Genomic DNA, 25,636 nt, shown 5'->3' with positions numbered 1-25,636 from the left:
CGTCTAGTCGGTACTGCGGTAAATCGGTCCCCGTTCATATACGGCTTCCAGCAGGGACAGGTCGCCATCGTGCACGACATACCCTTGCGGGAAGGGCGGGCGGGCTTCCTGCCCGATCGCCTCCAGCACAGCATCGTGCTGGTAATAGCATTGCATCAGCAGGCCGCTCAGTTCGCCGAAGAAGCGGAACTGCTTGCGCCGTGCCGCCGTGATCAGCTCCTGCTGCGGGGCCGGTGCCAGTGCGGCCAGCGCCATGCCATGCTGTTGCACGGCCAGCGCATCGACACTGTCCAGCCCTTCCGCCAGCCATGTCTGCATGCCGGCTTGCACGGCAAACGCAGCAAAGCCCACGGCATTGCCGGCCGGCTTGCGGCCACTGGCCGGTATCGCCGAGGCTAGCAGCAGGTCGAGCACGGCCAGCTGGGCGGTACTGTAAGCGGCATTGGCTGCCGAGTCTGCATCGCTATTATCGCGCGCTATCATGGGTTCTGTAATCCAAGGGTAGGCAGGTTTTTCTTGATCTGATCAGCGATATACAGGGCCACGGCTTGCAGCGTGGAAGCCGGGTTGACTCCGCCCGAGGTAACAAACACGCTGCTATCGACGATGAACAGATTGGCCACATCGTGGCACTGGCCCCAGTGGTTGACCACGGAACTGGCCGGATCGCTGCCCATGCGGGCCGTGCCCATCAGGTGCCAGCCCGTGTTGCGCACGGGGCCGAAGGCCAGATTCTTGACGGAACCGGCCGCCGTCATCACTTGCTTGCCCCGTTCCAGCCCGTGCGCCAGCATTTTTTTGCTGTTCTCGCTCAGGGTGTAGCTGATTTTTGGTGCCGGTATGCCGTGGCTATCCTTGAGTTCGGAGTCCAGCGTGACCGTGTTGTGCAGTTCCGGCAAGTCTTCCACGATGATGCCCATACCTATGCTGTGGCCGAAGCGGGCGTCGAAGGCGGCATGGTGGCCTTCGCCCCATGGAATATCGCGCCGCGTCACCCCGGCCAGCGCCGTGTCGACGGGGCCGGCACCGCGCAGGATCTGCATGGTGTAGCCGCGCACGAAGTCGTTGGCCGGATCGGTTTCGTAGAACTGCTGGCTGAAAATGCTGCAGCCCTGCGGCCCCAGATGGCTGTCCAGCGGCGCTTCGAACTGGCCTTCCACATAGCCGAGCGGGTGCAGCATGAGGTTTTTGCCCACCATGCCGGAACTGTTGGCCAGCCCGTCGGGGAAGGCGCTCGAGCGCGAATTGAGCAGCAGGCGCGGGGTGCCGACGCCGTTGCAGGCGACGATCACGAGACGGGCTGGCTGGAAGCATGCGGCCCCGCTGGCGTCGTAATAGATGGCGCCGCTGGCGCGGCCGCTGCCATCGACGCTGATTTCGCGCACGCGGCAGTGGGTGCGCAGTTCCACCCCGTTGCGTACGGCCGTGGGCCAGTAGCTGACATCCACGCTGGATTTGGCGCCCTGCGCGCAGCCGCTATTGCAGGGCCCCAGATTGATGCACTGGCCGCGCCCTTTGAACGGGCGGGTAACGATGGCCGCATAGGCCGGCCACCAGTGCCAGCCCAGCTGGTTGAAGCCGTGCGCCATCTGTTCGCCCATGCGCCCCATGGGCACGGGCGGCAGCAGATTGTCGATGGGGGGATAAGCCGGATCGCCGCCCAGACCGGACACGCCCATCATCTTGTCGTTGAGGGCGAAGAACGGTTCCAGCTGCTGGTAGTCGATCGGCCAGTCGTCGGCCACGCCGTCGAGCGAGCGGACTTTGAAATCGGATGGGTGGAAGCGGGGGAAATGGCCCGAATACAGGATGGTGCTGCCGCCCACGGCGTTGAAGTTGGCAATCGCGATGGGCGAATCCTGATCGTTGACGGGATAGTCGCTGGCCAGTTTGCGCACATTCGGCAGCGGGCTGTAGCGGCCATGGCGCAGCGCTTCCCAGTTGCGTCCCGTGCTAGGATAGCTGGCCGGGTCCATATGGCCGCCCTGCTCCAGACAGACGATGCGCAGGCCGCTTTCGCTCAGACTCCATGCCACGGCGGCGCCCGCAGCACCGGCACCGATGATTAATACGTCTACACTTTCCATGGCAGTTGGCGCTCTCCTCTACAGCGCAGGATTTTCCGGCTTTTCAAGCTGGCGGGCAACCATTATCTGCCCTCCGGCTAGCCAGCTCAGTGCTCAGGCTTGCGGTTTTTTCGGCAGGTATTGCTCGAGGATGTCGGGGATGGTGATCAGCATGTCCGCTTCGCACGCCACTTCGCCATTGGTATAGGCCACGCCGCGGCCTTTGCAGATGCCGCGCTTCCACGACAGCACTTCCGTTTCGATGACGAATTTATCACCGGGCAGCACTTCTTTGCGGAAACGTACCAGATGCTGCAAGGCATGGGTGACTTTGCCTTTCATGCCGGGCAGGGTGGTAATGGCCACCGTCAGCATCTGCGCCAGCGCTTCCAGCTGCAGGGCACCGGGCATGTTAGGCGCACCGGGGAAGTGCTGGGGGAAATACCATTCGTTCAGGGTCAGGTTTTTGTAGCCTTTGGCGCTCTTGCCCGGCACCACCCAGTCGACGTGGTCTATCATCAGGAAGGGATAGCGGTTGGGTTGGTAGTCTTGCAGCTGGACGCAGTTCAGGCTAAAGCCTTCTTGTTCGGTAGTCATGCCGTTTCCTTACGGTTTTTATGATTTGAAATCGACGATGCGCGACAGCGTGCGCACCATGTCGTAGCCATCCCAGATGATGCCGATATCGAGCGCCGTACCGATAGGCACGATGCGGTCTATGCCGGCCAGCCGGTTATCCAGCACGAAGCCGGTGGCCTGCTCGCGGCTCAGGCCGAAATGGGTCAGCGTCTGGTATTTGTTGTTGACGATATGGGCCACCTGATGCAGGTCGTCCGTCTCGTATTCGTACACCATGCCGTATTTGCCGCGCAGCTGGTCCATGCTGTCCGGCAGGCTGGACAGCGCGACCCGGTAGACGGCATTGCCCTCATGCTCGAAACCGCTGATGTTATCGAGTTCGATGGCGTTCTGGCACAGCAGCGTGTACTTGTCGACCGCGTGCACCTGCTGCAATTCCAGCTGGGCCGCCGTGCTCGCATACACGGCCTGCCAGAAGCGCTGCTTGGCCGCTGCACGGGCCTCGGGCTGGCCCAGCCACACCACCAGATGGGGCGAGGAGCAGGCATTCTGGTCCATCAGGAACACATCGTTGTAGAAGCCGGCACCAAGCGCCTGCAGGCGCGCCTCGCTGGCGGCCAGAATGCTGGCCGCATCGATGGCGCAGAAGGAATAGCGGTCGGCAAACGCCACTTCCACGCTGCGCGGCGGGATCGGCAGCTGGCGGATGGCGCTGATGGCGGCATTGCCGCCCCAGATGATGCGGGCCTGACACAGGGCGGAAAACGCTGCCGTGATGGCATCGTTCTGGGCGTACTGCACTACTGCCAGCATGGCGGCGATGTCCGCATGTTCAGGCCGGCTGGCTACCGTGCGCAGCGCGCGGCAGATGATCTGCACCTGCGCAAACGGTTTGCTCGGTGCGCGTACCACGCTGGCATTACCGGCCAGCATGGCGAACACCAGCGAGAAGGCGAAGTTGACGGGCACATTGGCGGGCGCGATGTGGTACACCATACCCAGCCCCAGCCGTGCATGGCTTTCCTGATAGTCCTGCTGCAGCCGCGCCAGATGGGCTTTGCGGCACCAGTAGGCAAACGCGATCACATCGGGGAAGGTTTTGGCTTCCGCATCCGTCATCAGCAGGCTGGAAACCTGCTGCAGGAACTCCAGTGCCGCCGTGTGGTAGGGCGTTAGCGGGCGCGTGCACAGCTGGCCATCGGCCGGTGCCAGCAGATATTGCAGATGGGCGTCAGGCGCCGGCAGCATAGGCATCGCTGCACCCCCTGACTTCGGCGCTCTTGATGCGGCCGTGTAGCATGAAATATTTCCCTTTCCGGCCGCAGGCACAATCGTCCTCGCCGATGATCTGGCCCAGATCTTCCGACAGCAGCGAATGGCCGGGGTAGCTGGATGGCAGCAGCGACAGCAGTTGCACTAGCCCCGGCTGGCCATGCGGCAGCGGGCTGAAATCGCGGTGGTCGCGGATGATGATGTCGGAGAAGATCGAAGCGTGCAGGTGGCCCGCTTCGCATTCCATGAAGATGGAACCGGTCTGCTCCACCATGCCGTAATAGTTGTAGACGCGGGTGATGCCGCACACTTCCTGCAGGCGCTGCTTGAAGGTGGTGCTATCGACCGCGCTATCGATCAGTTTCTTCCAGCCGCCACCGTGGATCATGATGCCCTGCTCGAGCGGCAGGCGCACGCCGCTGGACTGCAGCGCGCTGTAGAAATGCTGCCAGATCATGAAGGTGAAGCCGAACAGCAGGATGGGGCTGCCCTGATGCTTCTCCAGAAACGCCTGCACAGTGGGCAGATCGAGCTGCATCTGCTCGTCCAGCGCATAGGTCACGTCCTGACCGAACATGGAAAAGCCGAGGATGCCGGCGCCCCGTGCGGAGAACAGATTGCGGTCCTTGATCACGGCGCGCGAGTCGATCACCAGCATGGGCAGACGCTTCTTGCCGATGAAGTCGGCCACGATCTTGGTCAGCACCTTGGTCTGGTTGGTCGAGGTGTCGCGGTCGAGGAAGATTTTGGAGACGCGCTGGCCGCTGGTGCCCGACGAGGTCATGGTTTTCACCACCGCTTCGCGCGGCACGCTGAGCAGATCGTATTCCTTGAATAGACGCACCGGCAGGAACGGTATGTCTTCCACTGCGTGCGGCTGCTGCACGTCGTAGTGCAGCACGTCGAGCAGGCGGCGATACGGCTCGCAGGCCGCATAGTGCTGCGCCGTCAGCTGGCCCAGTGCGTCGCGGTAGAGCGCTGCCTTGTGCGCGCGATCTAGCGAGAACGGTGGTGTATCGAGGATGTCGTTAAGCGCGAACACGCAAGTCCTGCCTTTCCCGTTGACTGAGGGGCGCGCTGCTCATGGCAGCGCCGCGTACAGAATTTTGCCCGCGGCATTGCGCGGGATGGCGTCGATCTGGCGTACTTCGAAAGCCGAGCCGTGCAGGCCTGTGCGCTCGACCAGAAACGCTTTGATGGCCGCATGTTCGGCCGCATCGGTGCTGGTGCTGTAGAAGCGCAGATGGTCATCCACGCCGTGGCAGACACCCTCGTGGCCGGCGGCGTGCAGCAGCTGCTCCACTTCTTCCAGATTGACGCGGTTGCCGAACAGTTTCAGGAAGCGCTTCATGCGCCCGACGATGGTGTAGAAGCCGTCCGTATCGCGCTTGGCCATATCGCCCGTGTGCAGCACGCCGTGGTTATCGTCGCCGCGCGCCAGATCGGCGGCGCAACTGGCATAGCCGAGTGTGACGTTGGGGCCGCGATACACCAGTTCGCCCACGGTCTCGGCGGCGGTGATGGTGGCGCCGTGTTCGTCTTCGAGCGTAAAGCTGCCGCCCGGTATGGCGATGCCTATGCTGCCGGCCTTGCTCTGGGCGTATTCCCACGGCAGATAGGCCATGCGCGCGGTAGCTTCCGTCTGGCCGTACATGACGATGAAACGCCAGCCTTTGTCCGCGCACAGGGCAGCGAATTCGGCCGACAGTTCCGGCCCTAGCCGGCCACCGGCCTGCGTCAGCGTCTTCAGGCTGGGCAGGTCCATGCGGCCCAGCCGCAGGCGCTTGAGCATTTCGTACACATACGGTACGCCGCCGAAAGTGGTAGCCTGTTCGCGCTTGAGCAGGGCCCAGAATTCCTTGTCCATCAGGCTGCGCGTAGTGAGGATGATGGCGCAGCCCTGCAGCAGATGGCTGTTGAGGATGGACAGGCCGTAGCTATAGCTGAGCGGCAGGGTGGTGATGGGACGGTCGTCGCTGCTGATGGCCAGATAGTCGGCGATGGCTGCCGCATTGCTCTGGATATTGCCGTGTGACTGGCGTACCAGCATGGGGCTGCCCGTACTGCCCGAGGTGGTCAGCAGCTGGGCCAGTGGCGGCGCCAGCGCTGGCGCGGTAGCCGCATCGGCGTAGGCGGTGGCCAGCAGGCTGTAGTCGCCGCACTGGTGCACGCTGCGGCCGGCCACGCTGGCCGCCTGTGCCTGCGGCAGATACACATAGGCAGGCTGGTAAGTCTGCAGCAGATTGTCCAGCAGCTGCGGGTGGATGCTGCTATTAACCAGCAGCGGGACGCAGCGCCGCCGTAGCAGGCCCAGATAGCCGGCCACGGATTCCAGATTGTTGTCGCACAGGCAGAGCACCAGACTGTGCGGCGGCAGCGCAGCGCCGAGCGCATCGGCAGTCTGCGCCAGCTGTCCGTAGCTGGTGTGACCGTGCTGCTCGGTGATCAGTGCCGTACGGTCACTGTAGCGCTCGAGCTCATCATAGAAATTCATGGAGGCCATCTGCTGGGCCGGCATGGCGCCGGTTTAGAACTCGATGTTGTACTTGCCCAGGGTTTTCATACCCGTGGTGAAGGAGCCGAAATCGATGATGTCATCGGTTTCCATCATGATGTCGAACGCATCTTCCAGTGCCGAGATCAGGCCCATGTGACCGACCGAATCCCAGGCGGGAATGCACTGGTAGACGAACTGGTCGTTCAGCTGGTCTTTGCTCACGGAGAAGGTGTCCATGAAAACCTGGGTGTATTTCTCGATATTGCTCATCGCTCTCTATCCTTGCTGTGAATGGTTGTTTGCTGCTTTAGTTTAGTTCTTTTTGAACACTATTTTATCGACATTTGGCCGCATGGGACGGGCCGGATTGCCCAGCGCGATCATGGCGTCGGGAATATCGTTGTGCACCACCGAACCCATGCCGATGATGACTTCGCTGCCTATGGTGAGCTTTTCCTTGATCAGCGCGCCCATGCCGATGTAAAAGCCGTCGCCCACCACGCAGGCACCGCCCACATTGGCCATGGACGAAGCGACGCCATGGGCGCCAAGGCGGATGTCGTGGCCGATGATGGCGCGTGCATTCAGCGCCACGTTCAGGCCGACGACGGCATCGCTGGCCACCAGACAGAAAGGCGTGACCACCACGCCCGGTGCCAGTGTAGCCGTATCGGAAATCACCGCGCTGGGGTCGATCACCCGGCCCAGACGGATGCCGTGGGCGTGGATTTTTTCGTAGATTTTCTTGCGGTACAGCGGCTCGCCATTGGCGATCACCACTTCGATTTCGTTCAGGTCGAAGCCGGCCAGCACGCCATCCAGCGTGTACACCGTGGTGCCATAGTAGGTGCTGCCCGACTCCATGGTGTCATCGATGAAATAGATGGCATCCCATTGCGGCCTGGCCTGATTGGCACGCTTGGCCGTATCGTAGATTTCCTTGCCAAAGCCGCCGGCACAGTAGACGAACAGCTTCATACGGCAACTTCCTTGTACTTATTCATGCTGGTTTAGCTCCGGCCGTATTCGGCGCAGATGGCGATCACGCGCTGCACATCGGCTTCCGTCAGGTTGGGGTAGATCGGCAAACACAGCACCTTGGCTGCCGCTTCCGTCGCCACCGGCAGATTCTCCGCCGTGGCCGACGGCAGGCCGCGGTACATGGGGAAATCGGTAATGAGCGGATAGAAATAGCGGCGCGCGTAGATCTCGTGTTCCTTGAGCTTGTCGTACAGGCCGTCGCGGCTCAGGCCGTAGTCGGCTTCGATCAGCACGGGGAAATAGGAATAGTTGGCGGCCGCCTCGCCCAGATAGCCGGGTACGCTGATGCCCCGGATGCCGGCCAGGCCTTCGCGGTAGGCGCGGTCGATGGCGCGGCGGCGCTCTATCATCTGATCGACGTGTTGTAATTGCAACAAGCCGAAGGCTGCATTGATTTCGCTCATTTTGCCGTTGATGCCGGGCGCGACCACGGTGGTCTCGTTGACGAAGCCGAAGTTTTTCAGGCGGTCGATACGGGTCTTGGTGGTGGCATCCTTGCAGATGATGGCACCGCCTTCGAAGGTATTGAAGACTTTGGTGGCATGGAAGCTCAGCACGGACAGGTCGCCCGCGTTGAGGATGCTGCCTTGCTCGGTGCGCACGCCGAAAGCATGGGCGGCGTCGTAAATGACCTTCAGATTGTAGTTGTCGGCAATCTTCTGGATCGCTTCGACATCGCAGGGGCGGCCATAGCAGTGCACCGGCATGATGGCCGTGGTCTGCGGGGTGATGGCTGCTTCGATGCGCGCCGGGTCAAGATTGAAGGTGTGCGGATCGATGTCGGCAAACACAGGCTTGATGCCATTCCACAACATCGAGTGGCTCGTGGCAACAAACGAATACGGCGTGGTGATGACTTCGCCCGTGATGCGCAGGGCTTGCAAAGCGGTCAGCAGAGCCAGCGTGCCGTTCGAAAACAGCGCCAGATGTTCCACGCCCAGGTATTTGCACAGTTCCTGCTCCAGTTGCTGGTGGAACGGACCGCCATTGGTGAGGACCTTGTTATTCCAGATCTGTTCCAGATAGGGCAGGAATTCCGCCAGCGGCGGCAGGGCCGGCTGGGTGACATAGATCGGATCCGCTTTTTTCATGCTTTCCATATGTACCTGAGAGATCGGTGGGCGCTCGGCGCTGGCCGGAGCGGGAATTTTACGTCATCGCCTCTACGGCCGGTGGAACTTTCACAGACAGCATGCGACGTCTACTTACTATAACTCGTCAGCCGGGTTTCCTATGAGCAGAACAGGTGAGGAAAAGCGCGGCAATTGCCTGCTTGCGAATTATCAAATTGATAATCAGAGGGATAAACCTCCCTCAGTTCCGTCATTCAGACGTCATCTGCTGTGGGCAGAATACAGTCGGGGCGAGTTTTGTTGCCTTATTGAAAATTTACCCGTATTGCCGGGAGGGGAGAATTTTGCCTGCGGAAAGGAATAGGAATTGTTGCGGCGAAGGAAATGCAGACATTTTGTAAAGAATACTCATTATTTTTCAATACCTTAGAGCGATTTCCGATAGCGAAAATGTTTTCGCGCAAGATAGCAACAGGAGTACAATTGACTCTTGGAAAGTAATATTTCTTTCCATCAATCTAAGGATTCCTCACGGCAAAGAAATTTCGCTTAGGGGCAAAAGTTTACTTAATGAAATTCAAAACGGCGCCGTTATACGGAAGACGACAGGTGATTTTGCCCTGTAAAACAGTTGGATTTCTTTGTGGCAAGTAGTAAAAGTTGGCTGTCTGGTGCAGGAGTGGCCTCACGAAGGGGTATCCCGCCACCGGCGAACAAGTGGTAAGTGATTGAAAACAAAAAAATTTCAGGATTCGGGTAAGAGGCCGTTCCTGTAACCCGAATTGCTCAGTGAGCAGAATGCAGTAGTACCCTTCAGGAGAAATAGAATGCCTAGCCCATTTATCGCTTTCAGTACGGCGCAAATTGCAACGTTGGACACCAGCCAGATTGCAACCATTGCCACCGCAGACCTGATCGCTCTGAGTACCGATCAGATTCGGGCATTCTCGACCGGTTCGATCTCCGTGATGAGTACGGCTCAGTTGGCCTATGGGCTGAGTTCGACCCAGGCAGCGGCGCTCACGACGGCACAAGCCTCGGTGCTGTCGTCGCGCCAGCTGGGCGCACTGACTACGCTGAATTTTTCCAGTCTGTCCACGGCTGATATCGCCGCCCTGCAAACCAGTGCACTGGTGGGCGCGACGACTAATCAGATCAAGGCCCTGACCACCAATCAGGTGGTGGCACTGAGCAGCAGCGAAACTGCGGCGCTGACCACGGCCCAGGTTGCGGCCCTGAGCACCAATGCGATTGCAGCGCTGGAAACGGTGGACATGAATACCATCGCCACTGCCGGTATCGCGGTATTGAGCACTGCGCAAGTGGCCGCACTGGGCACCGGCCAGGTCAATTCGCTGGCCACCGGCTCGCTGGCAGCCTTGAGCACGAGTACCGTGGCTAGCCTGAGCACCAATCAGGTCGTGGCCCTGACTTCGAACCAGATCAGCAGCATGGGTACGGCACAGATTGCCGCGCTGAGCAGCAACGCTGTGGGCGCCATCGAAACCGCCGATCTGGGTGGCCTGAGCACGCAGGACGTTGCAGCACTGCGCACTGCGCAACTGACGGGGCTGAGCACGAACCAGGTTGCCAATCTGTCGACCACGCAAGTCGGTGCGCTGGGCACCGCCGCTTTCAGCTCGCTGAGCACCAACCAGATTGTCGCGCTGACCACGGCGCAAGCTTCTTCGCTGGGTACGGCGCAAGTGGCATCGCTGGGCACCAATGCACTGGTCGCAATCGAAACGGTGGATCTGGCAGCCATGAGCACCGCAGCGATTGCGGCGCTGACCACCAATCAGGTGAAATCGCTGAGCACCAATCAGGTCGTCGCGCTGACCAGCACGCAGGCCGCCGCGCTGACCACGGCACAGGTTGCAGCCCTGAGCACCAATGGCATTGCTGCGCTGGAAACCGTCGATCTGAACGCCATCGCCACGGCTGGCATCGCTGCCCTGAGCACCGGCCAGGTCGCTGCACTGGGTACCGGTCAGGTGAATTCGCTGGCGACTGCCTCGCTGGCCGCCCTGAGCACCAATGGTGTGGCCAGCCTGAGCACCAATCAAGTGGTGGCCCTGACCTCGAACCAGCTCAGCAGCATGAGTACCGCACAGATCGCTGCCCTGAGCAGCAACGCTGTGGGCGCCATCGAAACGGCCGATCTGGGTGGCCTGAGCACCAACGATGTGGCGGCCCTGCGCACCGCACAAGTCGTCGGTCTGACCACGGCACAAGTGGCCAACCTCGACACCAACCAGATCAACGCGCTGAGCACTGCCGCCTTTGCTTCGCTGAGCACTAATCAGGTGGTGGCCCTGACCACGGCACAAGCTTCCTCGCTGCGTACGGCACAAGTGGTTGCCCTGAGCACGGGCGCCATCGCTGCCATGGAAACGGCCGACTTCGCCGCTCTGAGCACGGGCGCCGTTGCCTCGCTGACCACCAATCAGGTGAAATCGCTGACCACCAATCAGGTGGTGGCACTGAGCACCGGCGAAGCTGCTGCTCTGACTACCGCGCAAGTGTCGGCCCTGAGCACCAACGCGATTGCCGCACTGGAAACCGTCGATCTGAACGCCATCGCCACGGCCGGCATCGCTGCCCTGAGCACCGGTCAGGTCGCTGCACTGGGTACCGGTCAGGTGAATTCGCTGGCGACTGCCTCGCTGGCCGCCCTGAGCACCAACGCTGTCGCTAGCCTGAGCACCAATCAAGTGGTGGCCCTGACCTCGAACCAGCTCAGCAGCATGAGCACTGCACAGATCGCTGCTTTGAGCAGCAACGCTGTGGGCGCCATCGAAACGGCCGATCTGGGTGGCCTGAGCACCAATGACGTCGCAGCCCTGCGCACCGCACAAGTCGTCGGCCTGACCACGGCACAAGTGGCCAACCTCGACACCAACCAGATCAACGCGCTGAGCACTGCCGCCTTTGCTTCGCTGAGCACCAATCAGGTCGTGGCCCTGACCACGGCACAAGCCTCCTCGCTGCGTACAGCACAAGTGGTGGCCCTGAGCACGGGCGCCATCGCTGCCATGGAAACGGCCGACTTCGCCGCTCTGAGCACGGGCGCCGTTGCTTCGCTGACCACCAATCAGGTGAAATCGCTGACCACCAATCAGGTGGTGGCACTGAGCACCGGCGAAGCTGCTGCTCTGACTACCGCGCAAGTGTCGGCCCTGAGCACCAACGCGATTGCCGCACTGGAAACCGTCGATCTGAACGCCATCGCCACGGCTGGCATCGCTGCCCTGAGCACCGGCCAGGTCGCTGCACTGGGTACCGGTCAGGTGAATTCGCTGGCGACTGCCTCGCTGGCCGCTCTGAGCACCAACGCTGTCGCTAGCCTGAGCACCAATCAAGTGGTCGCCCTGACCTCGAACCAGCTCAGCAGCATGAGTACCGCACAGATCGCTGCCCTGAGCAGCAACGCTGTCGGCGCCATCGAAACGGCCGATCTGGGTGGCTTGAGCACCAACGACGTCGCAGCCCTGCGCACCGCACAAGTCGTCGGCCTGACCACGGCACAAGTGGCCAACCTCGACACCAACCAGATCAACGCGCTGAGCACCGCTGCCTTCGCTTCGCTGAGCACCAACCAGGTGGTGGCGCTGACCACGGCACAGGCCTCGTCGCTGCGTACGGCACAAGTGGTGGCCCTGAGCACGGGCGCTATCAATGCGATGGAGACGGCGGACTTCGCCGCCCTGAGCACCGCCGCTGTCGCTGCGCTGACCACTAATCAGGTGAAATCGCTGAGCACCAATCAGGTGGTGGCACTGAGCAGTGGTGAAGCTGCTGCCCTGACCACGGCGCAAGTGTCGGCTCTGAGCACCAACGCCATTGCCGCGCTGGAAACCGTCGATCTGAACGCCATCGCCACGGCCGGTATCGCTGCCCTGAGCACCGGTCAGGTCGCTGCACTGGGTACCGGTCAGGTGAATTCGCTGGCCACGGCCTCGCTGGCCGCTCTGAGCACCAACGCTGTTGCCAGCCTGAGCACCAATCAAGTGGTCGCCCTGACCTCGAACCAGCTCAGCAGCATGAGCACTGCACAGATCGCTGCTTTGAGCAGCAACGCTGTGGGCGCCATCGAAACGGCTGATCTGGGTGGCCTGAGCACCAATGATGTCGCTGCTCTGCGCACCGCCCAGGTGGTCGGTCTGACCACGGCACAAGTCGCCAATCTGGATACCAATCAGGTTTCGGCGCTGAGCACCGCCGCCTTCGCCTCGCTGAGTACCAACCAGGTGGTGGCACTGACCACGGCACAAGCCTCGTCGCTGCGCACGGCGCAAGTCGTCGCCCTGAGCACGGGCGCGATTGCTGCCATGGAAACGGCCGACTTCGCTGCCCTGAGCACGGGTGCTGTTGCTGCGCTGACCACCAATCAGGTGAAATCGCTGACCACCAACCAGGTAGTGGCACTGAGCAGTGGCGAAGCTGCTGCTCTGACCACGGCGCAAGTGTCGTCTCTGAGCACCAACGCGATTGCCGCATTGGAAACCGTCGATCTGAACGCGATCGCCACGGCCGGCATCGCTGCCCTGAGCACCGGTCAGGTCGCTGCACTGGGTACCGGCCAGGTCAACTCGCTGGCGACGGCATCGCTGGCCGCTCTGAGCACCAACGCCATCGCCAGCCTGAGCACCAATCAGGCTGTGGCCCTGACCTCGAACCAGCTCAGCAGCATGAGCACTGCACAGATCGCTGCCCTGAGCAGCAACGCTGTCGGCGCCATCGAAACGGCTGATCTGGGTGGCCTGAGCACCAATGACATCGCAGCCCTGCGCACCGCACAGGTGGTCGGTCTGACCACGGCACAAGTAGCGAATCTGGATACCAACCAGATCACCGCGCTGAGCACCGCCGCCTTCGCTTCGCTGAGCACCAATCAGGTCGTGGCACTGACCACGGCACAAGCCTCGTCGCTGCGTACGGCACAAGTCGTCGCCCTGAGCACGGGCGCCATCGCTGCCATGGAAACGGCCGACTTCGCCGCCCTGAGCACGGGTGCTGTTGCCTCGCTGACCACCAATCAGGTGAAATCGCTGACGACTAACCAGGTGGTGGCACTGAGCAGTGGCGAAGCCGCTGCCCTGACCACGGCGCAAGTGTCGTCTCTGAGCACCAACGCGATTGCTGCGCTGGAAACCGTCGATCTGAACGCGATCGCCACAGCCGGCATCGCTGCCCTGAGCACCGGTCAGGTCGCTGCACTGGGCACCGGTCAGGTGAACTCGCTCGCGACGGCTTCGCTGGCCGCCCTGAGCACCAACGCCATCGCCAGCCTGAGCACCAACCAGGCTGTGGCCCTGACCTCGAACCAGCTCAGCAGCATGAGTACCGCACAGATTGCTGCCCTGAGCAGCAACGCTGTCGGCGCCATCGAAACGGCCGATCTGGGTGGCCTGAGCACCAATGATGTCGCAGCCCTGCGTACCGCACAGGTGGTCGGTCTGACCACGGCACAAGTGGCCAACCTCGACACCAACCAGATCAACGCGCTGAGCACCGCTGCCTTCGCTTCGCTGAGCACCAATCAGGTGGTGGCACTGACCACGGCACAAGCGTCCTCGCTGCGTACGGCACAAGTGGTGGCCCTGAGCACGGGCGCTATCAATGCGATGGAGACGGCGGACTTCGCCGCCCTGAGCACGGCCGCTGTCGCTGCGCTGACCACCAATCAGGTGAAATCGCTGAGCACCAACCAGGTGGTGGCACTGAGCACCGGCGAAGCTGCTGCCCTGACCACGGCGCAAATATCGGCCCTGAGCACCAACGCCATTGCCGCACTGGAAACCGTCGATCTGAACGCCATCGCCACGGCCGGCATCGCTGCCCTGAGCACCGGCCAGGTCGCTGCACTGGGTACCGGTCAGGTGACTTCGCTGGCGACTGCCTCGCTGGCCGCTCTGAGCACCAACGCCATCGCCAGCCTGAGCACCAACCAGGCTGTGGCTCTGACCTCGAACCAGCTCAGCAGCATGAGTACCGCACAGATCGCTGCCCTGAGCAGCAACGCTGTCGGCGCCATCGAAACGGCTGATCTGGGTGGCCTGAGCACCAACGACGTCGCAGCCCTGCGCACCGCACAAGTCGTCGGCCTGACCACCGCACAAGTCGCCAATCTGGATACCAACCAGATCACCGCGCTGAGCACTGCTGCCTTCGCTTCGCTGACCACCAATCAGGTGGTGGCGCTGACCACGGCACAGGCCTCGTCGCTGCGTACGGCACAAGTGGTGGCCCTGAGCACCGGCGCTATCAATGCGATGGAAACGGCGGACTTCGCCGCCCTGAGCACCGCCGCTGTCGCTGCGCTGACCACCAATCAGGTGAAATCGCTGAGCACCAATCAGGTGGTGGCACTGAGCAGTGGTGAAGCTGCTGCCCTGACTACCGCGCAAGTGTCGGCTCTGAGCACCAACGCCATTGCCGCGCTGGAAACCGTCGATCTGAACGCCATCGCCACGGCCGGTATCGCTGCCCTGAGCACCGGTCAGGTCGCTGCACTGGGTACCGGTCAGGTGAACTCGCTGGCCACGGCATCGCTGGCCGCCCTGAGCACCAACGCTGTCGCCAGCCTGAGCACCAACCAGGCTGTGGCCCTGACCTCGAACCAGCTCAGCAGCATGAGCACCGCACAGATCGCTGCCCTGAGCAGCAACGCTGTCGGCGCCATCGAAACGGCTGATCTGGGTGGCCTGAGCACCAATGATGTCGCTGCCCTGCGCACCGCACAGGTGGTTGGTCTGACCACGGCACAAGTCGCGAATCTGGACACCAACCAGATCACCGCGCTGAGCACTGCTGCCTTCGCTTCGCTGAGCACCAACCAGGTGGTGGCGCTGACCACGGCACAAGCCTCCTCGCTGCGTACGGCACAAGTGGTGGCCCTGAGCACGGGCGCGATTGCTGCGATGGAAACGGCCGACTTCGCCGCCCTGAGCACCGGTGCTGTCGCTGCGCTGACCACCAATCAGGTGAAATCGCTGACCACCAACCAGGTGGTGGCACTGAGCACCGGCGAAGCTGCTGCCCTGACTACCGCGCAAGTGTCGGCCCTGAACACCAATGCGATCGCCGCACTGGAAACTGTCGATCTGAACGCGATCGCCACGGCCGGTATCGCTGCCCTGAGCACCGCTCAAGTCGCTGCACTGGGCACCGGTCAGGTCAACTCGCTGGCCACGGCATCGCTGGCCGCTCTGAGCACCAACGCCATCGCCAGCCTGAGCACCAATCAGGCTGTGGCCCTGACCTCGAACCAGCTCAGCAGCATGAGCACCGCACAGATCGCTGCCCTGAGCAGCAACGCTGTGGGCGCCATCGAAACGGCCGATCTGGGTGGCCTGAGCACCAATGATGTGGCTGCCCTGCGCACCGCACAGGTGGTCGGTCTGACCACGGCACAAGTCGCCAACCTGGATACTAGCCAGGTCTCCGCGCTGAGCACCGCCGCCTTCGCTTCGCTGAGCACCAACCAGGTGGTGGCGCTGACGACGGCACAAGCCTCGTCGCTGCGTACGGCACAAGTCGTCGCCCTGAGCACGGGCGCCATCGCTGCCATGGAAACGGCCGACTTCGCCGCCATGAGCACCGGTGCGGTGGCTACGCTGACCACCAATCAGGTGAAATCGCTGAGCACCAATCAGGTGGTGGCTCTGAGCAGCAATCAGGCGGCAGTACTGGGTTCGGCGCAAATTACTGCGTTCACTAGCCAGGCCGTCGCGGCACTGGAAACGGTGGATCTGAATGCCATCGCTACCGCTGCCATCGCTGCCCTGAGCACGGCACAGGTGTCGGCACTGGGTACTGGTCAGGTGAACTCGCTGGCGACCGCATCGCTGGTAGCCCTGAGCACCAACGCCATCGCCAGCCTGAGCACCAACCAGGTGGTTGCCCTGACCTCGAACCAGATCAGCAGCATGAGCACCGCACAGATCGCTGCTCTGAGCAGCAACGCGGTGGGCGCCATCGAAACGGCCGATCTGGGTGGCCTGAGCACCAACGATGTGGCTGCTCTGCGTACTGTGCAGCTGACGGGCCTGAGCACTGCCCAGGTGGAAAATCTGTCGACTGCACAGGTCGCCGCACTGGGTGGCAATATCAACGTGCTGTCGACCAACCAGCTGGTTGCTCTGACTACGGCGCAAGCGGCTTCGCTGGCAACGGTACAGTTGGCTGCACTCAGCACCCGCAGTCTGGCAGCGCTGGAAACGGCTGATCTGGCCGCCGTATCGACGGCCGGCTTTGCTGCCCTGACCAGCGCCCAGCTGACCGGCCTGAGCACGCAGCAGGCTGCCGGCATCACCACCGCGCAGGTTGCCGCGCTGAGCAGCCGCCAGTTCATCGGCATCAGCACCGCGGCTGTGGCTGCCCTGACCACGGGTGACGTGGCAGCGCTGTCGACCAGCGTGATTGCCGGTCTGAGCACCAACCAGTTGCGTGCCCTGACCACCAATGACATCACGGCCCTGAGCACCAACCAGGTACATGCGATGACGGAAGCCCAGCTGACTGCACTGCGCACCGATCAGGTACAGGCCATGAGCACTGACCAGATTCGCGCCTGGGCCAGCCTGACCCCGATCACGCTGGATCTGAATGGCAACGGCATCCAGACCCTGAGCATCAAGCAGGGCGTGCAGTTCGATCTGGCTGCGGACGGCAACAAAGTCAGCACGGGCTGGATCGGTGGCGGCGACGGTCTGCTGGTGATGGATCGCAATGGCGATGGCGTGATCAACGACGGTAGCGAGCTGTTCGGTTCCGGCACCACGCTGGCGAATGGCCAGAAAGCCACCACCGGCTACGATGCGCTGGCTGAGCTCGATAGCAACCAGGATGGTACGGTCGATGCCAAGGACGCCAGCTTCGCCAGCCTGAAAGTCTGGGTCGATGGCAATGCCGATGGCGTCAGCCAGGCCAATGAACTGCAATCGCTGGATCAGCTGGGCATCACCAAGCTGAACCTCGATGTCAGCCGCAACGTTTCTCTCAACAACGGCAACGTAGTGGGCCTGACCTCGAGCTACGAAACCAGCGACGGTGCGACCCATACGGCAGCTGATGTATGGTTCGCGACGGCGCCGGCTACCAGCCTGAGCAGCAGCGTCAGTGGTCTGACCCAGGCGCTGTCCAGCTTTGCCGCAGCACCAGCCGCTGCGGCGACGGGCCAGCTCGATCTGCCGGGCGGTGCACTGGCTGCCAGCGCAGCCCAGCTGGCGGACGCCATGCAGCACTTCGTCGCAGCCGGTCAGGGTAGTGTTGCAATGACGGCCAGCGATGACAGTCTGCGCCTGAAAGCCTTGCAGTCTGCACAAGGCTTCCTGGCAGCGCCGCACAAATAAGCGGTAACTGCCGGTCACTGTGTATGCAGTGACCGGCAGTTAGCTTTTCCCATTTCTGCTGATGCTGATTCCACCTGAGCCGTGGAAGAGGCAGGAGCCGTCGCCGGGATTTGCAGTGGAGTACTAAAGTTGCTTGCGGAATTGACGTTAAGAACTAAACCGGGAGAGCCGCGCCGTCTTTAAAGTGCGGTGGCGACCAGCAGTAACAAGCAGTGACACTAGAAATTACTAAATAATTCGGGAGCCGACGCCCAAAATTCCTCGGCTCCCTTTCCCGTCCGTACCGTTACGGCAGGATCCCAAGGAGAATGGCAATGTCTATCGTAACCAGCATGTCCACGGACCAAATCGCCGCACTGTCGACGGACGCGATTTCGCTGTTAGCTACCGCCGATGTGGCAGCGCTGAGTTCAGCGCAGTTTGGTGCGTTTACGACCGACCAGATAGGCGCGCTCACTACCTCGCACATGGCCGTACTGACCACGCGCGAACTGGGCCTGGGCCTGACCACCAACCAGGTGGTTGCCTTCTCCACTGCGCAAATTGCCATTCTGAGCTCGGCCCAGGTGGCGGCCATGAGCACGGATAGCCTGGTAGCGCTGGAAACCGATGATTTCGCCGCACTCAAAACGTCGACGGTAGCGGGCCTGACCACGCTGCAGATGGGTGCACTGACCACCAACCAGATCGTGGCGCTGACCAACGGTCAGGCTGCCGCCTTGTCCAGCCGCCAGATCGTGGCGATGTCGACCGATGGCGTGGCCGCACTGGAAACGGCGGATCTGGCTGCGATCAAGACGGGCGTGATCAATGCCCTGAATACCCAGCAGATGGCAGCGCTGACCACGGATCAGGTCAGCAATCTGACCACGGCACAGGTTGCAGCGCTGAGCACGCGTTCGCTCGCCTCGGGCCTGTCGACGGATCAGGTCGTGGCCATGAGCTCGACCCAGCTGGCAACGCTGAGCTCGACCCAGTTTGCCGCCCTCGGCAGCGATACCGTGGCCGCCATCGAGACGGTGGATCTGGCTGCGCTGAAGACGGGCATCATCGCCTCGCTGAAAACTGTGCAGCTGGCCGCACTGACTACCAATCAATTCTCCAATCTGACCACGGCCCAGATAGCCGCGCTGAGCACTGCCAGCATGGGCGCAATGACCAGCGACCAGGTGGTGGCCATGTCGACCGCACAGGCCGCCGTCCTGAGCTCCAGCCAGGCTGTGGCAATCAGCACGGACAATCTCGCCGTGATGGAAACCGACGATATCGCGGCCCTCAAGACTTCGACCATCGCCGGTCTGTCGACCAAGCAGGCTGCCGCGCTGACCACCAACCAGGTGGTGGCACTGAGCAGCAACCAGATTGCTGCGCTGAGCAGCGCACAAGTGGTAGCGCTGGGCAGTGATTCCGTCATCGCCATCGAGACCGATGACATCGGCGCCCTGAAAACGGCCGCCATTAACGCCATGACGTCGGCTGAAATCAATGCCATGACGACGCAACAGATCAGTGCACTGAAAACCGGTCAGGTTGCCGCACTGAGCACGGCAAATATTTCCCAGGCGCTCACGACCAATCAGGTCGTCGCACTGAGCTCCAACCAGTTCGGCGCCTTCAGCACCGTGCAGTTCGCGGCACTGGGTACGGACAATGTGGCAGCCATCGAAACGGAAGACCTGTCCAGCCTGCGCACCAGCATTATCGCGGCGCTCAAAACGGCCCAGCTGGCCGCGCTGACCACCAACCAGGTTTCCAACCTGACCAATAACCAGATTCTGGCCATCACCACCACCAATATGGGTGCGCTGACCAGCGATCAGGTCGTGGCACTGAGCACCAGCCAGGCGGCAACCCTGACCTCGGCCCAGATCGTCGCGCTGAGCACCGACAATCTGGCGGCCATGGAAACCGACGATATCGCTGCGCTCAAGACGTCGACCATTGCCGGCCTGTCGACCAAGCAGGCGGTGGCACTGACCACCAACCAGGTGGTGGCACTGGGCAGCAACCAGGTGGCTGCACTGAGCAGCGCGCAAGTAGTCGCCATGGGTAGCGACTCGATCATCGCAATTGAAACCGATGATATCGGCGCCCTGAAAACGGCTGCCTTCACGGCCATGACCTCGGCCGAAGTCGCCGCCCTGACGACCAACCAGATCGGCGCCCTGAAAACCGGCCAGATCGGTGCATTGACCACGGCAAATATTTCGCAAGCGCTCACCACGAATCAGATCGTGGCGATGAGCTCGAACCAGTTCGGCGCCTTCAGCACTGCCCAGTTCGCAGCGCTGTCCACCGATTCCATCGCTGCCATCGAAACGGCCGATATCGTCGGTCTGCGCACGGCTATCATCGCTTCGCTGAAAACCGCCCAGCTGGCCGCGCTGACCACCAACCAGCTGTCTAACCTGACCACTGGCCAGGTACTGGCGATCACGACGGCCAATATGGCCGCGCTGACCAGCGACCAGGTGGTGGCCCTGTCGACCGATCAGGTTGCCGTACTGACGTCTAACCAGGCCGTTGCCCTGACCACGGACAACATCGTAGCGATGGAAACGGACGATATCGCCGTGCTGAAAACGGCCACCATCGCCGGCCTCTCCACCAAACAGACGCTGGCACTGACCACCAAGCAGGTCGTCGCCCTGAGCAGCGCCCAGATCGGCGCGCTGAGCAGCGCACAAGTGGTGGCCATGGGTAGCGACAACATTGTTGCTATCGAAACGGACGACATCGGCTCGCTCAAAACCAGCGCAATTACGGCCCTGACCTCGGCCGAAGCCACGGCCCTGACCACCGACCAGATCACTGCGCTGAAAACCAGCCAGATCGCAGCGCTGAGCACGGCGAACATCGCCAATGCGCTCACCACCAACCAGATCGTGGCGATGAGCTCGAACCAGTTCGGCGCCATGAGCACCGCACAGTTTGCAGCACTGGCCACCGACTCCATCGCCGCCATCGAGACGGCCGATATCGTCGGTCTGCGCACGGCCATCATCGCTTCGCTGAAAACCGCCCAGCTGGCTGCCCTGACCACCAACCAGCTGTCCAACCTGACCACCGGCCAGGTGCTGGCACTGACCACCGTGAATCTGGCCGCGCTGACCAGCGATCAGGTCGTGGCCCTGACCACCGACCAGGCTGCCGTGCTGACTTCCGGCCAGTTCGTCGCCCTGAGCACGGATAATGTGGTGGCGCTGGAAACGGACGATATCGCCGTCCTGAAAACCGCCACCATCGCCGGTATGTCGACCAAACAGGCGGCCGCCCTGACCACCAAACAGGTCGTCGCCCTGAGCAGCGCCCAGATCGGCGCCCTGAGCAGCGCACAAGTGGTAGCACTGGGCAGCGATTCCGTCGTGGCCATCGAAACCGACGACATCGGTGCCCTGAAAACCAGTGCGGTTGCAGCGCTGACCTCGGCCGAAGCCACGGCCCTGACCACCGACCAGATCACCGCGCTGAAAACCAATCAGGTTGCAGCGCTGAGCACGGCGAATATCGCCAATGCCCTGACCACCAACCAGATCGTGGCGATGAGCTCGAACCAGTTCGGCGCCTTCAGCACGCTGCAGTTCGCTGCACTGGCGACCGACTCCATCGCCGCCATCGAAACGGCCGATATCGTCGGTCTGCGCACGGCCATCATCGCTTCGCTGAAATCGGCCCAGCTGGCTGCCCTGACCACCAACCAGCTGTCGAATCTGACCACCGGCCAGATTCTGGCGATCACTACGGCCAATATGGCTTCGCTGACCAGCGACCAGGTGGTCGCCCTGTCGACCGATCAGGCCGCTGTACTGACTTCCAGCCAGGCCGTTGCCCTCAGCACGGACAACATCGTGGCGCTGGAAACGGACGATATCGCTGTCCTGAAAACCGCCACCATTGCCGGTCTGTCGACCAAGCAGGCGGCCGCCCTGACCACCAAACAGGTGGTGGCACTGAGCAGCGCCCAGATCGGCGCCCTGAGCAGCGCACAAGTGGTGGCCCTGGGCAGCGATTCCATCGTCGCCATCGAGACGGACGACATCGGTTCGCTGAAAACGGCCGCCATCAGCGCGCTGACTTCGGCCGAAGCCACGGCTCTGACCACCGACCAGATCACTGCGCTGAAAACCAATCAGGTTGCCGCGCTGAGCACGGCGAACATTGCCAATGCGCTGACTACCAACCAGATCGTGGCGATGAGCTCGAACCAGTTCGGTGCCTTCAGCACCCAGCAGTTCGCCGCGCTGGCCACCGATTCCATCGCTGCCATCGAAACGGCCGATGTGGTGGGTCTGCGTACGGCCATCATCGCTTCGCTGAAATCGGCCCAGCTGGCCGCACTGACGACCAACCAGCTGTCCAACCTGACCACCGGCCAGGTGCTGGCAATCAGCACCGCCAATATGGCTTCGCTGACCAGCGATCAGGTGGTGGCGCTGTCGACCGACCAGGCCGCTGTGCTGACTTCCAGCCAGGTGGTGGCACTGAGCACCGACAACATCGTGGCACTGGAAACGGACGATATCGCTGTCCTGAAAACGGCGACCATTGCCGGCCTGTCCACCAAACAGGCGGTGGCCCTGACCACCAAGCAGGTAGTGGCCCTGAGCAGCAACCAGGTGGCTGCGCTGAATAGCGCGCAAGTGGTGGCGCTGGGTAGCGACTCCATCGTCGCCATCGAGACGGACGACATCGGTGCGCTGAAAACGGCGGCCATCGGTGCACTGACCTCGGCCGAAGCTACGGCCCTGACCACCGAGCAGATCACCGCGCTGAAAACCAGCCAGGTGGCGGCACTGAGCACGGCCAATATCGCCAATGCCCTGACTACCAACCAGATCGTGGCCATGAGCTCGAACCAGTTCGGTGCTTTCAGCACGCTGCAGTTCGCTGCGCTGGCGACCGATTCCATCGCTGCCATCGAAACGGCCGACATCGTCGGTCTGCGCACGGCCATCATCGCTTCGCTGAAATCGGCCCAGCTGGCTGCACTGACCACCAACCAGCTGTCCAACCTGACCACTGGCCAGGTGCTGGCGATCACCACCGCCAATATGGCGTCGCTGACCAGCGACCAGGTGGTGGCCCTGTCGACCGATCAGGCTGCCGTGCTGACTTCCAGCCAGGCTGTGGCGCTGAGCACCGACAACATCGTGGCACTGGAAACCGATGATATCGCCGTGATGAAGACGGCCACCATCGCCGGTCTGTCCACCAAGCAGGCGGTGGCGCTGACCACCAAACAGGTTGTGGCACTGAGCAGCAACCAGATCGCCGCGCTGAGCAGCGCGCAAGTGGTGGCGCTGGGCAGTGATTCCATCGTGGCCATCGAAACGGATGATATTGGCGCCCTGAAAACGGCAGCCATCGGTGCACTGACCTCGGCCGAAGCCACGGCCCTGACCACCGACCAGATCACCGCACTGAAAACGGGTCAGGTCGCAGCGCTGAGCACGGCCAACATCGCCAACGCGCTGACCACTAACCAGATCGTGGCACTGAGCTCCAGCCAGCTGGGCGTACTGACCACGCTGCAGTTCTCGGCCCTGTCCTCGGACAATGTGGCAGCGATCGAGACGGCTGATCTGGCTGCGCTGAAAACCAATGTGATCGCCGCACTGAAAACCGTGCAGCTGGCCGCACTGACCACCAACCAGCTGTCCAACCTGACCACTGGCCAGACCGCTGCACTGAGCACGGCCAGCGTGAGTGCGCTGACCAGCGACCAGACGGTGGCCCTGACGACGGCCCAGGCGGCCGTACTGAGCTCGACCCAGTTCGCTGCCCTGAGCACCGACAATGTGGCCGCGCTGGTAACGGACGATATCGTGGCGCTGAAAACTTCGGTGATCGCCGCACTGGCCACCAAGCAGGCCGTGGCGCTGACCACCAACCAGATCGTTGCCCTGAGCACCACCCAGGCCGCCGCGCTGACCAGCGCCCAGCTCAATGCGCTGGGTACGGACTCGGTGGTGGCACTGGAAACGGCCGATCTGGCTGCGCTGAAAACCACGGCCCTGAATGGTCTGCGCTCGGCCCAGCTGAACGCGCTGAGCACGGACCAGATCACCGCCCTGACCACTGCCCAGGTTTCGGCACTGAGCACGGCCAATCTGGCCGATGGCCTGACCACGGCACAGATGGTGGCACTGTCGTCCAGCCAGCTGTATGTGCTGAGCACCGGCCAGTTCGGCGTACTGTCCACCGACAATGTGGCAGCCATCGAAACGGCAGATCTGAGCTCGCTGAAAACCAGCACCATCGCCGCGCTCAAATCGGCCCAGCTGACGGCACTCACCACCGACCAGCTGAGCAACCTGAGCACCGGCCAGATCGTTGCCCTGAGCACGGCCAACCTGGCCAATGCCCTGAGCACCCATCAGGCCGCCGCGATTACCACCATCCAGGCAGCTGCGCTGACCTCGGGCCAGGTCGCCGCCCTGTCGACCGATGCGCTGGCTGCACTGGGTACGGATCAGGTAGCAGTACTGAAAACGGCGGCCATCGCTTCGCTGAAAACCACCCAGGTATCGGCCCTGACGACCAACCAGATCGTCAGCCTGTCGAGCGGCCAGGTGGCAGCGCTGACCAGCGCCCAGGTCAAAGTACTGACCACCGATCAGCTGGTGGCGCTGGAAACCCAGGATCTGGTGGCACTGCGTACCGGCGCCATGGCGGGCCTGAGCACCGACCAGATCAGCAAGCTGAGCACCGATCAGATCCATGCGCTGACCAGCGCCCAGGTGTGCGCCATCAACAGCGCCCAGGTACCGGGCCTGACTACGGCACAGATCGCTGCCCTGGCTTCGCCGCTGGGTACGCCTATCGTGCTGGATCTGGACGGCAACGGCGTGAGCACGCTGAATCTGGCCGCCGGCGTACAGTTCGACCTGCTGGCCACCGGTAACAAGGCTGCTACGGGCTGGGTAGGCGGTAACGACGGCCTGCTGGCGCTGGACCGCAACGGTGACGGTGTGATCAACGATGGTAGCGAGCTGTTCGGCTCGGCCACCACGCTGGCCAACGGTCAGAAAGCCCAGACCGGCTACGAAGCACTGGCCGCGCTCGATAGCAACCAGGACGGTGTGGTGGATGCCAAGGACAGCGCCTTTGCCCAGCTTAAAGTCTGGGTGGATGGCAACGCCGACGGTGTCAGCCAGGCGGGCGAGCTGAAATCGCTGGATCAGCTGGGCATCACCAAGCTGAACCTGAACGCCAAGCAGGAGGTGTCCTACAACAACGGCAACATCGTCGGTCTGACCTCGACCTTCGAAACCAGCGACGGCAGCAGCCATGCGGCAGCCGACGTGTGGTTCCAGATGAGTGCGGTCGCTCCGGGTGCCAGCCTGAGTGCAGCAGTCAGCAACCTGAGCCAGGCACTGTCGAGCTTCGACAATGCGGCCACGGCGGCAGGCAGCACGGCCAAGCTGGAAGTGCCGGGTTCGGGTGTGGCGTCCGGTGCGGCAGCACTGGCCGGTGCCCTGAAGGACTACTCGGCAGCCCAGCTGACGGCCAGCACGGCAGTCAGCACCAGCGACGAAACGCTGCGTCTGAAAGCGCTGCAAAGCACGGCCAGCCACGGCATATTGGTTGCCAAGTAAGACCAGCGACTAGTCCGGCTTCAGCCGGACTAAGATAGAACGGCAAGACTGCGGTCTTGCCGTTTTTTTTTGTCTGCCGTCCGGTACAGCTGGTGCAGCTGGTGCTGCCGGCCCGCCAGGCCGCATGAAACCGGACTTGTGCTCATAGGCAAGG

At 62.2% G+C, this 25,636-nt stretch carries 11 protein-coding genes; 2 read left to right on the top strand and 9 right to left on the bottom strand.

Features of this window, described 5'->3' with window-relative positions; genetic code table 11:
- Positions 1 to 3 precede the first annotated feature (3 nt).
- From GTP23_RS13520 to GTP23_RS13480, 9 genes are all read right to left on the bottom strand, one after another.
- Positions 4 to 483 (bottom strand): gluconate 2-dehydrogenase subunit 3 family protein, encoded by a 480-nt coding sequence (locus tag GTP23_RS13520; protein ID WP_161035674.1) that lies wholly within the window; start codon positions 481 to 483, stop codon positions 4 to 6.
- Complete coding sequence (locus tag GTP23_RS13515; RefSeq protein WP_161035673.1) at positions 480 to 2,087, bottom strand: GMC family oxidoreductase; 1,608 nt, start codon at positions 2,085 to 2,087, stop codon at positions 480 to 482. Before GTP23_RS13515 ends, GTP23_RS13520 begins: the two co-directional genes overlap by 4 nt.
- A 93-nt stretch (positions 2,088 to 2,180) precedes the next feature.
- A complete protein-coding gene (gene fabZ / locus GTP23_RS13510) occupies positions 2,181 to 2,663 on the bottom strand; it encodes a 3-hydroxyacyl-ACP dehydratase FabZ (RefSeq protein WP_161035672.1) in 483 nt (160 codons plus the stop codon).
- A gap of 18 nt (positions 2,664 to 2,681) precedes the next feature.
- Positions 2,682 to 3,899, bottom strand: a complete 1,218-nt coding sequence (locus tag GTP23_RS13505; RefSeq protein ID WP_161035671.1) for an acyl-CoA reductase — start codon at positions 3,897 to 3,899, stop codon at positions 2,682 to 2,684.
- Positions 3,877 to 4,959 carry a LuxE/PaaK family acyltransferase gene (locus GTP23_RS13500; RefSeq protein ID WP_161035670.1) on the bottom strand — a complete coding sequence of 361 codons (1,083 nt, stop codon included), beginning with the start codon at positions 4,957 to 4,959 and terminating at the stop codon, positions 3,877 to 3,879. Before GTP23_RS13500 ends, GTP23_RS13505 begins: the two co-directional genes overlap by 23 nt.
- Positions 4,960 to 4,998: 39 nt before the next feature.
- Complete coding sequence (locus tag GTP23_RS13495; RefSeq protein ID WP_161035669.1) at positions 4,999 to 6,411, bottom strand: AMP-binding protein; 1,413 nt, start codon at positions 6,409 to 6,411, stop codon at positions 4,999 to 5,001.
- Between the two features lie 33 nt (positions 6,412 to 6,444).
- Positions 6,445 to 6,684 carry an acyl carrier protein gene (locus GTP23_RS13490; protein ID WP_161035668.1) on the bottom strand — a complete coding sequence of 80 codons (240 nt, stop codon included), beginning with the start codon at positions 6,682 to 6,684 and terminating at the stop codon, positions 6,445 to 6,447.
- Positions 6,685 to 6,726: 42 nt separating this feature from the next.
- Complete coding sequence (locus tag GTP23_RS13485; RefSeq protein WP_161035667.1) at positions 6,727 to 7,392, bottom strand: NeuD/PglB/VioB family sugar acetyltransferase; 666 nt, start codon at positions 7,390 to 7,392, stop codon at positions 6,727 to 6,729.
- Between the two features lie 32 nt (positions 7,393 to 7,424).
- Complete coding sequence (locus tag GTP23_RS13480) at positions 7,425 to 8,546, bottom strand: DegT/DnrJ/EryC1/StrS family aminotransferase (protein WP_202412201.1); 1,122 nt, start codon at positions 8,544 to 8,546, stop codon at positions 7,425 to 7,427.
- An 809-nt stretch (positions 8,547 to 9,355) separates the two neighbouring features.
- On the opposite strand from GTP23_RS13480, the gene GTP23_RS13475 reads away from it, so the two are divergent.
- Together GTP23_RS13475 and GTP23_RS22605 are read left to right on the top strand one after the other, a co-directional pair.
- Positions 9,356 to 17,884 (top strand): SPM autocatalytic domain-containing protein, encoded by an 8,529-nt coding sequence (locus tag GTP23_RS13475; RefSeq protein ID WP_161035666.1) that lies wholly within the window; start codon positions 9,356 to 9,358, stop codon positions 17,882 to 17,884.
- Between the two features lie 314 nt (positions 17,885 to 18,198).
- Positions 18,199 to 25,482, top strand: coding sequence for an SPM autocatalytic domain-containing protein (locus GTP23_RS22605; protein WP_229256102.1), 7,284 nt, complete (start codon positions 18,199 to 18,201; stop codon positions 25,480 to 25,482).
- The last annotated feature ends 154 nt before the right edge of the window (positions 25,483 to 25,636 follow it).

Origin of the sequence: Duganella fentianensis, from assembly GCF_009857835.1 — a bacterium.
GTDB lineage: Bacteria > Pseudomonadota > Gammaproteobacteria > Burkholderiales > Burkholderiaceae_D > Rugamonas > Rugamonas fentianensis.
Note: the sequence above shows the minus strand (reverse complement) of the source record. Positions and strands in the feature narration are given on the sequence as shown.

What these genes read in the sequence shown, in the direction of transcription:
- GTP23_RS13520 (WP_161035674.1), bottom strand. Translation starts at nt 483, where the DNA reads ATGATAGCGCGCGATAATAGCGATGCAGACTCGGCAGCCAATGCCGCT.
- GTP23_RS13515 (WP_161035673.1), bottom strand. Translation starts at nt 2,087, where the DNA reads ATGGAAAGTGTAGACGTATTAATCATCGGTGCCGGTGCTGCGGGCGCC.
- fabZ (WP_161035672.1), bottom strand. Translation starts at nt 2,663, where the DNA reads ATGACTACCGAACAAGAAGGCTTTAGCCTGAACTGCGTCCAGCTGCAA.
- GTP23_RS13505 (WP_161035671.1), bottom strand. Translation starts at nt 3,899, where the DNA reads ATGCCTATGCTGCCGGCGCCTGACGCCCATCTGCAATATCTGCTGGCA.
- GTP23_RS13495 (WP_161035669.1), bottom strand. Translation starts at nt 6,411, where the DNA reads ATGAATTTCTATGATGAGCTCGAGCGCTACAGTGACCGTACGGCACTG.
- GTP23_RS13490 (WP_161035668.1), bottom strand. Translation starts at nt 6,684, where the DNA reads ATGAGCAATATCGAGAAATACACCCAGGTTTTCATGGACACCTTCTCC.
- GTP23_RS13485 (WP_161035667.1), bottom strand. Translation starts at nt 7,392, where the DNA reads ATGAAGCTGTTCGTCTACTGTGCCGGCGGCTTTGGCAAGGAAATCTAC.
- GTP23_RS13480 (WP_202412201.1), bottom strand. Translation starts at nt 8,546, where the DNA reads ATGAAAAAAGCGGATCCGATCTATGTCACCCAGCCGGCCCTGCCGCCG.
- GTP23_RS13475 (WP_161035666.1), top strand. Translation starts at nt 9,356, where the DNA reads ATGCCTAGCCCATTTATCGCTTTCAGTACGGCGCAAATTGCAACGTTG.
- GTP23_RS22605 (WP_229256102.1), top strand. Translation starts at nt 18,199, where the DNA reads ATGTCTATCGTAACCAGCATGTCCACGGACCAAATCGCCGCACTGTCG.